Annotated in this window: 11 protein-coding genes; 5 read left to right on the forward strand and 6 right to left on the reverse strand. The window is 61.9% G+C overall.

Translation table 11 applies throughout. The annotated features are described in order from the left end of the window. Nucleotides 1–174: 174 nt before the first annotated feature. The 3 genes from Y88_RS14245 to Y88_RS14255 all read right to left on the reverse strand — a co-directional run bounded on the left by Y88_RS14245 (nt 175) and on the right by Y88_RS14255 (nt 2405). On the reverse strand, nt 175–465 hold the full coding sequence (locus tag Y88_RS14245; RefSeq protein WP_008070475.1) for a ribbon-helix-helix domain-containing protein: 291 nt from the start codon (nt 463–465) through the stop codon (nt 175–177). Between the two features lie 4 nt (nt 466–469). Next, nucleotides 470–1117: a ParA family partition ATPase gene (gene parA / locus Y88_RS14250; RefSeq protein ID WP_008070476.1), complete on the reverse strand. Its 648-nt coding sequence runs from the start codon at nt 1115–1117 to the stop codon at nt 470–472. A gap of 82 nt (nt 1118–1199) precedes the next feature. Beyond that, nucleotides 1200–2405: a helix-turn-helix domain-containing protein gene (locus Y88_RS14255; protein ID WP_008070478.1), complete on the reverse strand. Its 1206-nt coding sequence runs from the start codon at nt 2403–2405 to the stop codon at nt 1200–1202. Between the two features lie 605 nt (nt 2406–3010). On the opposite strand from Y88_RS14255, the gene Y88_RS14260 reads away from it, so the two are divergent. The 3 genes from Y88_RS14260 to Y88_RS14270 are packed head-to-tail and all read left to right on the forward strand — an operon-like array spanning nt 3011 to nt 4613. After that, complete coding sequence (locus tag Y88_RS14260) at nt 3011–3562, forward strand: hypothetical protein (protein WP_008070479.1); 552 nt, start codon at nt 3011–3013, stop codon at nt 3560–3562. Next, nucleotides 3532–4185 carry a site-specific integrase gene (locus Y88_RS14265; protein ID WP_008070489.1) on the forward strand — a complete coding sequence of 218 codons (654 nt, stop codon included), beginning with the start codon at nt 3532–3534 and terminating at the stop codon, nt 4183–4185. The genes Y88_RS14260 and Y88_RS14265 overlap by 31 nt, the downstream gene beginning before the upstream one ends. A 23-nt stretch (nt 4186–4208) precedes the next feature. Next, nucleotides 4209–4613 (forward strand): hypothetical protein, encoded by a 405-nt coding sequence (locus tag Y88_RS14270; RefSeq protein ID WP_157132665.1) that lies wholly within the window; start codon nt 4209–4211, stop codon nt 4611–4613. Nucleotides 4614–4776: 163 nt separating this feature from the next. Here Y88_RS14270 and Y88_RS14275 read toward each other — a convergent pair whose 3' ends face one another. The 3 genes from Y88_RS14275 to Y88_RS14285 are packed head-to-tail and all read right to left on the reverse strand — an operon-like array spanning nt 4777 to nt 10538. Beyond that, complete coding sequence (locus tag Y88_RS14275; protein ID WP_008070493.1) at nt 4777–6189, reverse strand: efflux transporter outer membrane subunit; 1413 nt, start codon at nt 6187–6189, stop codon at nt 4777–4779. Further along, nucleotides 6189–9392 carry an efflux RND transporter permease subunit gene (locus Y88_RS14280; protein WP_008070495.1) on the reverse strand — a complete coding sequence of 1068 codons (3204 nt, stop codon included), beginning with the start codon at nt 9390–9392 and terminating at the stop codon, nt 6189–6191. The genes Y88_RS14275 and Y88_RS14280 overlap by 1 nt, the downstream gene beginning before the upstream one ends. Nucleotides 9393–9398: 6 nt before the next feature. Then, nucleotides 9399–10538 carry an efflux RND transporter periplasmic adaptor subunit gene (locus Y88_RS14285; RefSeq protein WP_008070497.1) on the reverse strand — a complete coding sequence of 380 codons (1140 nt, stop codon included), beginning with the start codon at nt 10536–10538 and terminating at the stop codon, nt 9399–9401. Nucleotides 10539–10692: 154 nt separating this feature from the next. Between Y88_RS14285 and Y88_RS14290 the strand changes: the two genes are divergently transcribed. Both Y88_RS14290 and Y88_RS14295 read left to right on the forward strand, forming a co-directional pair. Continuing rightward, complete coding sequence (locus Y88_RS14290) at nt 10693–11421, forward strand: response regulator transcription factor (RefSeq protein ID WP_018075826.1); 729 nt, start codon at nt 10693–10695, stop codon at nt 11419–11421. Next, nucleotides 11418–12782, forward strand: coding sequence for an ATP-binding protein (locus Y88_RS14295; protein ID WP_008070499.1), 1365 nt, complete (start codon nt 11418–11420; stop codon nt 12780–12782). Before Y88_RS14290 ends, Y88_RS14295 begins: the two co-directional genes overlap by 4 nt. The last annotated feature ends 18 nt before the right edge of the window (nt 12783–12800 follow it).

The following is a 12800-nucleotide window of genomic DNA, read 5'->3' on the forward strand; positions in this document are numbered from 1 at the left end:
CAGTGAAGAAGTTGCAGGCTCCGCTGACCGATCGGATCAGCGCTGCCATGCGGCCATTCAAGCTTGGGCCGGGTAACGGCTTAAGATGGTTGGGAGATGCCTTCAGCGTTGAAGTGGCAGCTTTCCGGCCATCGTATTTCGTAACCTGCCCTTCCGGATTGTCCCCCATGATGGTCATTCACCCACGGGACTTTGTCCATATTTGCGAAGGACATCATCGAAAGCCTCTGCCATGAGTTCCTGAAGGCTAAGGCCATGCTTTCGGGCGCAGACATGCATGGCAAGGGACATCTCGGGCGAGAAGTAGGCGGCGATGGCCTTACGCCCAGCACGGCTGTTCGATTTGAGCGGAGCGCCAGGCGATGCCGTTGCGGTGGTGCCATCTTCATTGCCAATTATTGCAGGCTGGGGTTGCGGTTTGGGACTGGCCTTGGGCTTGTCGGCAAGATTGGCAAAGCGGCTCATATGGTCACACTCCCTCATTTGGATTTGTGGACATGTTCACATATGCATCGCTCCAGATGTGAATCGCAGCAATCTCTGCGGCGGCCTTTCCCTCGGGCTCGAACTCGATCACCGAAGCACCAGCGGCACTGGCGTGGCGATAGACAGCACGGTCAGGCAGGATGTACGGGCAAGCCTCGATCCCAAAGCCCTGCACCAATTCTGCGGCCTCCTCATACATGCGCGGCGCATAGGGCGGGCCAGCAGTGAACACCACATAGGCTGGCTTGTCGAATAGGTGCACGAGGCTGACGGTGGTCTTGATCGCCGCGAGATCGAAGGCGCTGGGACGGCAGGGGATCAGCACCAGATTAGCCACCTCCACAGCCCTGCTGGCTGCGCTATCGGCATGGGGTGGCGTGTCGATCACGATGAAGGTCGCGCCTTGGCGCTGGGCGGCATCAACCTTGGCCTGGATACGCGGCGGCGCGCTGTCGATAACCTCTGGCGCCTTGTCGGCGCGCCATGCGCCCCATTGGCTGGCGGTGGCCTGTGGATCGGTGTCGATGATAAGTGCGATTGCGCCAGCGGCTTCAGCAGCGGCGGCGAGGTTTACCGACAGCGTGGTTTTGCCCGAGCCGCCCTTTTGGCTGACGATGGCGATGATGGTCATGGAGATTTCCTTGCCCGTTCACATGTGGACGTGTGGGCTTGTGAGTGTGTGGATGTTTGGAAAGGTGAGATGCTGGGGAGCTTCACCTGTCAGATGTGACGCGCCGCTCCATGCTGGCCATCAGCCTCGCGGTCAGATTGGCCAGTGGGCCAACCTGCTGCTCGATGGGGGGCTCAGCCGCACAGGCTTGCGACGGCGCCTGCTGGGCGTTGCGCTCCGTGGCCCGGAACAGCCCCGCGAGGTTCACGCCTGCCGAGCCTGAGCGCCGCACCATGCCCGCCAAACACCTTGCCGGTGAGCCCGCCCGATAGCGATGGCCCAGCGGCAATTCGGCATTCCTGTCGATCAGCAGCACGCTGAGCGCCGCCCGTTCTCGCCCGAACTGCTGGCAAGCCCGTCCCCATGTGGTTTGGGCGATGCCAAGCCGCCCGCAACTGCGCCACGACGCCTCGACAAGGTTGGGCCAGGTCGGTCCGCCCAGCGCCTCGACGATACCGCGATAGCTCTCGGTGGCCACCACCAGCGCGGTCGCGGGCCGGATGCGCTCCAGCGGATCGCGGAGCCGCGCGGTACGCCTTCGTGGTGAGTTTTTGTCCTGTATATTGGGTGCGCAGTTTTCTTCCGGCGCGTCGGAAGTTTTCAGTGCACGAGGATCGGGATCTGGCCCAGACTCCGAATGATTTTCAATGGTGACGAGCATGGCGGACAAGGCCTCGCGGATAGCGATCAGGCGGTCGATGTTGGTGATCCGCGCCGTGCGGCCATCGGGCAGGATGGTCTCGGCCCGTTCGCGCAAAGTTTCGTCACCGGCCTCGCGTATGCGCTGGCCCAACTGGCGGATCTCGGCGCGGCATTGCTGGATGGCGCGGGCTTGCAACTCTAGCGCTTCGGCTTTGGCTTGCATTTCGGCAAAGCGCTCGACCAGCGGGGCAAGGTTGATGCCTGCGGCCCAGACTACGATCCCATCTTGCCGGTTGCCAGCGCGCTCGCCATTGATGCCAGCGTTGCGGATGATGAAGCCGGCTTGCTCCAGTTCCCGCTCGGCCGAATTGATCGAACGCGGCGTCAGGCCCAAAGCTTCGGCAAAGCGGCAAGCCTGCGTCCATACCGCGCAGATACGACCCGATAGATAGTCGCCGTCCATGGTCTTGAGAACGTAGTGCCGGACCAAAGCTACAGCCGTGGACGATAGGCCAAAGCCCGGCCTCGCCACCTGTTCGAACAGGCGAAGCAGATCGAACCGGCCAACGCCCGCTGGCAGCCCCCTATGGGAAAGGGTGGTGCTCATGGGCGCCTCCTTTGCCAATTGGGGTGTTTGATCGCTTCAGGGCAGGGGGCTGAACGAGGAGGCTGTCACCCAAAAGGCAGGGCATGGAGATGCTTCGCACACCTGCCAACTCGGTCCGTGTGAGAGGGAAAAATCTTGACGCAGAACGGCTGATCGGCGACCAAAGGGAGGCCCAAGAAATGGCAAGTATTGACCGGTAATTCGGTTTACAGGCCAAGGGCAAGTGATTGATTGTAAAAGAGGGGTTAGAGCAGCGGTTTACAGAAAAATGCAATGATTTCAGTCTGAATGCAGAAATCATAATCCGCGTGTCGGGGGTTCGAGTCCCTCCTCCGCTACCAAAATTCCCAATGAAAACAGAAATTTAAGCGCCTGGCGAGGGCGCTTTTTCTTTGTCCAAAGCATAGCACACCCGTAGCACACTTTCAGATCGACCCTTGCGCTTTAACCGCCCAGAAACGCTGTGTGGGACACAGTGTTGGCCATAGCCAAGCTAAGCGCCTCTACGGAACGATAAATGACGGCGACATCCTGCTCTACAAGCGGGCGCGCAGCTCTGCGTGGCAGGCAAGATCAAGATTGGTTCTCGCTGGGTCAGGACAACGATGAAGCTCGACGATTTGGACAAGGCCAAGCGAGCGGCCAAAGACCTGTTCACGGAATACCAGTTCAAGCAGAAGCACGATGTGCCCGTCATCACGCGGCGGCTCGCGGACGTTGCCCGCTACGTGATCGCTGACATGCGGACTTCCCTGAACGGCGGTGGCGGCAAGAAGGTGTTTGAGGACTATATCACGGCCCTTGATCGCTACCTGATCCCATATTTCGGCAAGAAGCACGTGGGAAACATCGGCTACGACGATATCAAGGCGTTCGATACGTGGCGCACGGCCGCGATGAAGCGGGATCCCAAGGCCAGCACGGTCAACACCCATAACAGCGCCCTGAACCGCGTTTTCACGGAAGCCGTGGCGCGCGGTTATATGAGCAAGAACCAAGTCCCATCCCTGCTCAACAAGGGGAGTGATGCCGAACGCAGGCCGGATTTTACGCGGGAAGAATATCGCAGCCTGACTGCCCATTTCCCCCATGGATCGCGGACAGCCGCAAAGGCAAATCACACGATATGCGACTCCTGCTGCGCGATTACGTGCTGATCCTCTCCAACACGGGGATGCGCCACGGCACGGAAACCGACAATCTGCTGTGGCAGCATGTCCGTGTGTTCAAGGATAAGGGGCAGGAATATCTGGAAATGTCGGTGATTGGCAAAACCGGACGCCGTGACATCATCTGCCGGGCCAATACGATCAATGACCTGAAACGCATCCACGAGCGTTGTCAGGACATCAAGGGCATGACCTTCGAGCAGTTGCTGAAAGCCAAGGTAGCCGAGCCGGTCGTTCGGCAGCCAGATGGCACGGCAAGCATGAACCTGCGCCAGAGCTTCAAAGCCTACCTGACAGAAATCGGTCTGTTGAAATGCCCGCGAACTGGATTGCGTCCCACTTTATACAGCCTGCGGCATATGTATGCGACGTTCGCCCTGAAAGAAGATCACATGGAAATCCACACGCTGGCCAAGCAGATGGGCACCAGCATTGCGATGATCGAGCAGCACTACAGCCATCTGACGCCGAGGTTGAAAAAGGACATACTGACCGGCAAGCGGTATCAGTTAGCTGGTGGTGTGAACGCTGAGCAGGATGATGAGGGGGATGGATCTTCAGATGGTGATCCGTTGATACCTCTGGCAAGTGGGATGGATGTGAGCTTCTGATATAGGTATCTAACTGACATGCGATGCGACATTCGATCACGAGCGCAGGGGCTGTTAGTGGTTCTTTTTGCGCCGTCGTTTTTTTGCTGACCGTGACTGCAGCCATCGACTGGAAATTAGCCAGCCCATCGTCTCTGTCTCGAATGGACGCTTATGTCTTTGTTTTTGGGAGTTTCCTCCCACTTGTGGCGTCATTCTCATTGATGGGATTGATTTTTACGGTCCCATCATTAGCCGTCTGGTGGACCCTCGATCGGCTCAAATCCACTGGATTTTTGTCATTCCTTGGTGCTGGCACATTGTTCGGCGCACTGGTCGGTTGTTTTTTCTTTCATGGGCACGAACTGCTTGGGGAGGAAGCGCTGATCTTTTCTATCGTTGGCGCCCTGACTGGCCTGTCATTGCGGCTTGTCGCTTATAGGCAGTGAATAGCCCCTAGATTTCTGGACGCCTTCTATCCTAATTTTGAGGACAGGATTCCGTGATGGGGCCGAATTCGGCGATGCGGTTGAGCGTGATGCTGGCGGTTTATAGCAACAAGGCCCGCCGATGGCGGGCCTTGTCGTGTGGTGGAGCCATGCGTCCCGGGGATCAGGAGTGCGGCGGGTTTGTCGGTGTGGCGTCGAGGGAGGGGTCAGCGCCGAGTACGTTGTAGAGGGTAATGCGGTTGCTGATATCGGTCAGGATCGTTGAAACCTGGGTCTGGCGCGCGGTGTAAAGGCTGCGCTGGTCGACGAGGGCCGTCAGGAACGTACCGGTGCCCGCCCGGTATTGCTCGTCGGCAAGGGTATAGGCCTTTTCCGAAGCGGCGACGAGGCGGGCCTGCGCGCCGCGCTGATCGACGATGGTCCCGCGACGCGCGAGCGAGTCCGCGACGTCGCGGAAGGCCGACTGCACGGTCTTTTCGTATTGCGCGAGGTAATAGTCGCGCTGAGCCTTGGCATACTGGAGATTGCCCTTGGTCACGCCGCCCAGGATGGGGACGCTGGCCGAAGGAGTGACGTTCCAGTTGAGCGCGCCGCCGGTGAACAGCGACGACAAGGCCGAGCTTGCGAGCCCGACAGCCGAAGTCAGCTTGATGGTCGGAAAGAACGCCGCCCTCGCCTCTCCGATGCTGGCATTGGCGCCTTGCAGCTGATGTTCGGCCTGAAGGACGTCGGGACGCTGGAGCAGGATGTCCGAGGACACGCCCGCAGGCACATGGCCGATCGTTCCGTCGAGTTCCGAGAGCGACGCAGGCAGGAGATCGTCGGCGACCGGGGCACCGACCAGCAGTTCGAGCGCGTTGCGATCCTGTGCCACCAAAGTCGTCTGGTTGGCGATGTCGGAGCGGGCCTGCTCGACCACGGTGATCGCGCTCTGCACGTCACCAGCGCTGGTAAGCCCCGAACGGAACAGCTCCTGCGTCAGTTCGAGCGAGCGGGTTCCGCTGGCCAGAGTGGACTGCGCAATCGACAGGAGATCGCGATCGGATGCCAGCGTCGCATAGGCGGTCGCGGTTTCAGCGACCAGCGTCAGGCGTGCCGAGCGATAGCCAGACTGGCTCGCCAGATAGCTTTCGAATGCGGCGCGGGTCTGGTTCTTCAATCGCCCGAACAGGTCGATTTCGAAGCTGCTCATCCCGACCGTACCGGAATAAGTGCTGGAATCGAGCTGGTCGGTCTTGATTCCGCGCGTGATGCTGGCGTTGGCTCCACCCGAAATGGTCGGCAGCTGATAGGAGCGTTCGACGTGGTACTGCGCTCGCGCCGACGCCACGCTGGCAAGGCTCGCCCGCAGGTCGCGATTGTTGGCAAGCGCCAGTTCGATCACGTGTTGCAGGCGAGGATCGGTGAACAGCGTGCGCCAGGGCAAACCCGCCGCGCCCGCCTGTTCGGGGCCATAGGCGGCCCCTTGCGGCCATTGCGGCGGGGCGGCGGATTCCGGGCGGACATAGTGGGGGGCCATGTTGCACCCGGCCAGTGTGGTGGCGAGCCCGAGCAGGGCAAGAGAGGCGCGGCGCATCAGGCTTCCTCCGCCTTGGGAGCATCCGCCTTGCGGTGGAACAGCTGCCCGATGACGATAAAGAACATGGGAACGTAGAAGATGGCCAGCGCCGTCGCGGTGATCATCCCGCCCAGAACGGCAGTGCCGATCGCGATGCGGCTCTGCGCCCCCGCCCCGGTTGCGACTGCAAGCGGCAGAACCCCGGCGATGAACGCGATCGAGGTCATCAGGATCGGACGCAGGCGGACTTGGGCGGCTTCGAGTGCGGCTTCCCGCATCGAACGACCGTTACGCCGTGCGGCTTCGGCAAATTCGACGATCAGGATCGCGTTCTTGGCCGCAAGGCCGATCGTGGTGAGCAGACCGACCTGGAAGTAGATGTTGTTTTCAAGTCCGCGCAGCGTGACGCCGAGCACGGCCCCCAGAACCCCCAATGGAATGACCATCATCACCGCGAACGGCACCGACCAGCTTTCATACAGCGCGGCAAGGCACAGGAACACGACCAGGATCGAGAGCGCATAGAGGTAGACCGCCTGCCCGCTCGACTGGTTTTCCTGATAGGACAGCTCGCTCCACGCATAGCCGGTTCCCGGTGCCAGTTTCTGTTGCAGGGCGATCATTTCGTTCATCGCGTCACCCGAACTGTAGCCAGGGGCGGCATTGCCGTTGATTTCGTACGACGAACTGCCGTTGAAGCGCGAGACGCTGTTCGCTCCCTTTTCCCAGCTCGTCTTGGTGAACGAGGTAAAAGGCACCATGGTGCTGGGCACCGTGATCGTCCCGTCGGTGGTCGTGACCGATGCCGACGACGTGGTCGCACTTGTGCTGCTCGACGTATTGCTCGACCGCACGAACCACTTGCCGAGATCGTCGGGCAACATGCGATAGGGCGCATCGGCCTGGATATAGACGCGCTTGACGCGGCCCCGGTCGACAAAGTCGCCGACATAGGTGCTGCCCCAAGCCCCGCTCAGCGTGGAAGTCGCATCGCTCTCGCTAAGCCCGAGAACCGCGAGCTTGGCGTCGTCAAGAGTGACGCGGAATTGCGGCGTGTCGGGCAAAGTCGAGGCGCGCACCTGCGCCAGCTTGGGATCCTGTGCCGCCGCCGCGATAAGCTTGTCGCGCAAGGCAACGAACTGGGCTCGCGGCATGTGGCTGGTGTTGAGCAGTTCGAACGTGAACCCGTTCGATTGCCCCAGCCCCGAAATCGCCGGAGGCGTCAGCGCAAAGACCTGCGCATCGCGGATCTTGAGGAAGCTGCCCATGGCCCGGCCGTTGATGGCCCCGGCGGCATGGGCCGCGCCCGGACGGTCATCGAACGGCGCGAGGCTGGCAAAGCCCATGCCCGCGTTCTGGCCCGAGCCGGAAAAGCTGAACCCCGTGACCGTGAAGAGGCCCTTGATGTCCTTCTTTTCCTGTTCGAGGAAGACATGTTCGACCTCCTTGCTGATCGCGAGAGTGCGTTCCTGCGTGGCACCGGCGGGCAGCGTGAACATGACCATGACTTCGCCCTGATCCTCGGTCGGCAGGAAGCCGGTCGGAAGCCGCATGAAGAGCCAGACGATCCCCGCCGCGATCACAGCATAGACGACGAGATGCGCGCCGCGCCGGTGGATCACTTGCCCCGTGGCCGAGACATAGCTGCGGGTAAGGCGATCGAACCAACGGTTGAATTTGCCGAACAGACCGCCACGCGTCAGAGGATCGTGATGCCCCTCTTTCAAGAGAGTTGCGCAAAGCGCGGGCGACAGGACCAGCGCGACAATCACCGACAGCGCCATGGCCGCAACGATCGTCACCGAGAACTGGCGATAGATCACGCCCGTCGATCCGCCGAAGAACGCCATCGGCAGCATGACCGCCGAAAGCACCAGTGCAATGCCGACAAGCGCTGTCCCGATCTCGCCCATCGACTTGATCGTGGCGGCGGCCGGATCCAGCCCTTCCTCGGCCATCACGCGCTCGACGTTTTCGACGACCACGATCGCGTCGTCGACGAGCAGGCCGATCGCCAGCACCATGGCAAAGAGCGTGAGCGTGTTGATCGAGTACCCGAACAGCGCGAGCACGCCGAACGTACCCAACAAAACCACCGGCACCGCGATTGCAGGAATGAGCGTCGCGCGCCAGCTCTGCAGAAAGATGAACATGACGATCACGACCAGAACGACCGCGATCAGCAGGGTCTCGATCACTTCGCGGATCGACAGCTTGACGAAATCGCTGGTGTCGCGCGGATAGGACACCGCGTAACCATGCGGCAGGCTGCCCGACAGCTTCGTCACTTCGGCCTTGACCGCAGCGGTCGTCTTGAGCGCGTCGGCACCGGGCGCGAGCTGGATCGCCATACCCGCGGCGGGATGCCCGTTGAAACGGGCATCCATCGAATAATCCTGCTGCCCCAGTTCGACCCGGGCAACATCGGACAGATGCACGACCGAGCCGTCAGGCATCGTCTTGACGACGATGTTGCGGAACTGTTCGGGCGTCTGCAAACGCGCCTTGGCCTTGACCACAGCGTTCAGCATCTGTCCCTTGAGCGCAGGAAGCGCCCCGATCTGCCCCGAGGACAAGTCGATGTTCTGTGCGCGGATCGCGGTTTCAAGATCGGACGGCATCAACTGGCGCGAGGCGAGTTTGACCGGGTCCATCCACACGCGCATCGCGTATTCGGACCCGAACACCTGCACTTGGCCCACACCGTTCAGACGGGCGATGTCATCCTGATAATTGCTGACCAGATAGTCGGCGACGTCGCTTGAAGTGGTGCGGTCGCTCTTGTCGTACATCCCGACGATCATCAGGAAGTCGCTGTTCGACTTGGTGACGGTCAGGCCTTGCTGCTGCACTTCGGTCGGCAGGCGCGAGGTTGCCTGCTGCACCTTGTTCTGCACCTGCACCTGGGCGACGTCGGGGTCGGTGCCCTTGGCAAAAGTGACCGTGATCGTCGCCGTGCCCGAGCTGTCGGACGTCGACGAGAAATAGATCATGTTGTCGATGCCGGTCAGCTGCTGCTCGATCACCTGCGTCACGCTGGTTTCAAGCGTTTCGGCCGAAGCGCCGGGATAAGTCGCTCTGACATCCACCGCCGGAGGCGCAACGTCAGGGTATTGCGCGACCGGAAGGCGCATGATCGATCCGATCCCGGCCATCATGATCACGATCGCGATCACCCAGGCAAAAATCGGCCTGCTGACGAAAAACTGGCTGATACCCATGGTCGATCAGTATCCCAGCTTGACGGGAACGGGCTTGACCACCGCGCCCGGCTCGGCCTTGTCGACGCCTTCGACGATCAGGCGATCCCCGGCCTTGAGCCCGCTGGTGACGAGCCACTTGTTGCCGATCGCCTTGTCCGCGACGACATTGCGCAAGACCACCTTGTTCGAAGCATCAACGACGAGAGCGGTCGCGTCTCCCTTCGCATCGCGGGTGATACCCTGTTGCGGGGCGAGAATACCCTTGGGCACCACGCCTTGCGGTGTAACCACACGCACGAACATGCCCGGCAGGAGCAAGCCCTGCGGATTGGGGAAGCGCGCGCGCAGCGTCACGGTTCCGGCCTGTTCGTCGACAGTGACTTCGCTGAACTCGATAGTCCCGGTCAGCGGATAGTCGCTGCCGTCCTCGAGCTTGAGATGAACGGTCGCCGTCGCGGGAAGGACGCTGCCGTTGGCGAGCGCCATGCGCAGCTTGACGAGATCGGAAGACGACTGGGTGATGTCCACATAGATCGGGTCGAGTTGCTGGATCGTCGCCAGCGCTGTCGTCTGGCCCGACGTCACGAGCGCGCCGGGCGTCACGGTCGAGCGGCTGATCCGTCCGGTGATCGGGGCCAGCACGCGGGTATATTCAAGATTGACGCGCGCCGATTGGACCGTGGCCTGATACTGATGCACGCTCGCCCGCGCGGTCCGGGCGGCCGCGATGGTGTCGTCGATGTCCTGACGGCTGACGGCCTGATTGTCGCGCAAGGTCTTGTACCGGTCGGCCTTGGCCTGATTGGTGAACAAGGTCGCCTGCGCGTTTTCGAGCTGTCCGCGCGCCTGATCGAGGGAAGCCTTATAGAGGCGCGGATCGATCTGGTAGAGCGGTTGCCCGGCGTGGACGATCGAGCCTTCCTCGAACAGGCGGGCCTTGATGACGCCGTCGACCTGGGGGCGGACATCGGATGCGGTCGTTGCCGCCGTACGCCCGGTCAGTTCGTTGGACACCGTGACAGGCTCGGCAACCAGCGTGACCACGCCCACTTCCGCCGGGCCCATCGGGGGCATCTGCTGCTGCTGTTGCGAACACCCGGCAAGGGCGAGCGCCAGCAGCCCTGCCCCGGCAAGGTTCGCGCAAATGGATGGAAGAACACGCAAGACCGATCTCCTCAAGTTTCAGACGGATCCCTTCGCCCCTGCAGCACAGATTGAAAAGGAACAACAGGTACAGCCGCGTAGGATCGTGTAGTGTCACGTATCATCGTGTATCAAATGGCAGACGGGACGGTTCCGGTTCTGTATGACGCGCAGGATGAACCAGCAAAGTGATGTGCAGGAGGGGCGTATCCTGGTCGTCGAGGACGATCCGGATATTCGCGAACTGATCATCGCGCAATTGCAGCGCGAGCCTTATTGCGTCGATTCGGCCTGCAGTGTCGAGCAAGCGCGGCGCGAAATGGCCGACACCCCCGCCGACCTGCTCATTCTCGACCTCAACCTGCCCGATGGCGACGGTATCGATTTGTGCCGCCAATTGCGGTCGGACGGGTATGAAGGGGCGATCATCATGGTCACCGCACGCGATACCGCGATCGACCGCGTGCTGGGGCTGGAACTGGGGGCCGACGACTATCTGACCAAGCCGTTCGAGCCGCGCGAATTGCTCGCCCGCGTGCGGAACCTGCTGCGCCGGTTCCGCTCCGCGACGGCCGGACGCCCGCGCAATGCCCGCGTGGCCCGGTTCGGACCATGGCGGCTCGACATCCATCATCGCCGCCTGATCGGCTCGGACGACCGGCTGGTCATGCTCTCGACTGCCGAATACCGCCTGCTGGCCCGCTTCATCGAGGCCCCCGACCGGGTCTTTTCCCGCGAGGAACTCCTGCCCGAACGCAGCGCCACCGTGGCGTTCGACCGATCGATCGACCTTCAGATCAGCCGCCTGCGCCAGAAACTGGGGCAGGAACCGGGCGGCGCGGACACCGTCCTGACAGTCCGCAACGAAGGCTATGTCATGCCCGGCCCGATCACGTTCGAATGATCCCGCTGTTCCACCGCTTGCGCGCTTTTGCGGATTCGCTGACCGGGCAGTTGGTCGTGATCCTGTCGACGGGCATTGCCTCTGCCTCGTTCGTGTCGCTGTTCCTTGCCGAACGGGCGCACCAGCACGATTTCTCCCGCGTCGAACTCGAACTCGTGGTGACGAGCACATCCGACATCGCCACCCGCTTCGCCCGGGATCCGGAGCAGACCGCGCGCCTTGTTGCCGACGATCATATCCTCGGCGCGACGCAGGCCAAGACCGAATGGCGCATGAACGCGCCCGATCCCGAGCTCGGTCGCCTGCTGACCGCGCGTCTGGGCGAAGCTGCCCGCCCGCAGGCCATGCCCATCCCGCAGCAACAATGCTTTCCCAATTTCGACCCGAACCTGCGCGCGGCGGGGATCACCGATTCCTCGCTGCCCGATTGCTGGTTCATCCGCTTTCGCGATGCCCACGGGATCGAACGGAACCTGACGATCTATGTCGGTCGGCTCCACTGGCCCAGCCGTTCCCCGCTCGATCCGCTGTACATGACGCTGATCATTCTCGCGAGCGTGGTGCTCTCGATCATGGTCGCGCGTGTCACGTCCCTGCCCCTGCGACGCCTGACGCGCGCGGCGCGCGCCTTTTCGGTGACGGCCGATCCCGAACCGATCCAGGTCGGAGGCCCACGCGAAGTGCGCGTTGCGCTCGAAACCTTCAACCTGATGCAACAGCGCGTGCGCGAAGGGTTCCGTCAACGCACGCAGATCCTGGCGGCAGTCACGCACGACTTGCAAACCCCGCTGACCCGGCTGCGCCTGCGTCTCGAACAAGTGCCCGACGAAGCCTTGCGTCAGCGCCTGATCGACGATCTGGGCGCGATGCAGCATCTTGTCAGCGACGGACTGGAGCTTGCGCGCAGCAACGACAGCCGCGAACCGGTCTCACTCGTCGATATCGATTCCCTTTTGTCGAGCCTTGCCGAAGACGCTGCCGATGTCGGGCACGACGTGCGCTTTTCCAAAGGCTGCGACGTGCGCGCCATGGTGAAGCCCGAAGCATTTACCCGTTGCCTCAACAACCTGATCGACAATGCCGTCAAATATGCAGGCTCGGCCGAGTTGCAATCGGGCGTCGAAGGCGAGGAACTGGTCATCCGTGTGCTCGACGAGGGCCCCGGCATCCCCCACGACCTCATCGGCGAAGCCTTCCAGCCCTATCGCCGTCTCGGCAATGGCTCGGGCAAGCCGCCGGGGACCGGCATCGGCCTGACCATTGCCGATGCGCAAGCGCGCACGTTCGGTGCGAAAGTGTGCTTGCGCAATCGCCCCCACGGCGGACTTTGCGCCGAGATCCGCATGGCTCTTCCCGATTAGAGCGTCAGCCCGATTAGA

The sequence above is a fragment of the Novosphingobium nitrogenifigens DSM 19370 genome (assembly GCF_000192575.1).
GTDB classification, from domain to species: Bacteria; Pseudomonadota; Alphaproteobacteria; order Sphingomonadales; family Sphingomonadaceae; genus Novosphingobium; species Novosphingobium nitrogenifigens.

Bases quoted from the DNA above. Each gene is read 5' to 3' on its own strand.
- Y88_RS14245 (WP_008070475.1), bottom strand. From the start codon at position 465: ATGAGCCGCTTTGCCAATCTTGCCGACAAGCCCAAGGCCAGTCCCAAA.
- parA (WP_008070476.1), bottom strand. From the start codon at position 1,117: ATGACCATCATCGCCATCGTCAGCCAAAAGGGCGGCTCGGGCAAAACC.
- Y88_RS14255 (WP_008070478.1), bottom strand. From the start codon at position 2,405: ATGAGCACCACCCTTTCCCATAGGGGGCTGCCAGCGGGCGTTGGCCGG.
- Y88_RS14260 (WP_008070479.1), top strand. From the start codon at position 3,011: ATGAAGCTCGACGATTTGGACAAGGCCAAGCGAGCGGCCAAAGACCTG.
- Y88_RS14265 (WP_008070489.1), top strand. From the start codon at position 3,532: ATGCGACTCCTGCTGCGCGATTACGTGCTGATCCTCTCCAACACGGGG.
- Y88_RS14270 (WP_157132665.1), top strand. From the start codon at position 4,209: ATGCGACATTCGATCACGAGCGCAGGGGCTGTTAGTGGTTCTTTTTGC.
- Y88_RS14275 (WP_008070493.1), bottom strand. From the start codon at position 6,189: ATGCGCCGCGCCTCTCTTGCCCTGCTCGGGCTCGCCACCACACTGGCC.
- Y88_RS14280 (WP_008070495.1), bottom strand. From the start codon at position 9,392: ATGGGTATCAGCCAGTTTTTCGTCAGCAGGCCGATTTTTGCCTGGGTG.
- Y88_RS14290 (WP_018075826.1), top strand. From the start codon at position 10,693: ATGAACCAGCAAAGTGATGTGCAGGAGGGGCGTATCCTGGTCGTCGAG.
- Y88_RS14295 (WP_008070499.1), top strand. From the start codon at position 11,418: ATGATCCCGCTGTTCCACCGCTTGCGCGCTTTTGCGGATTCGCTGACC.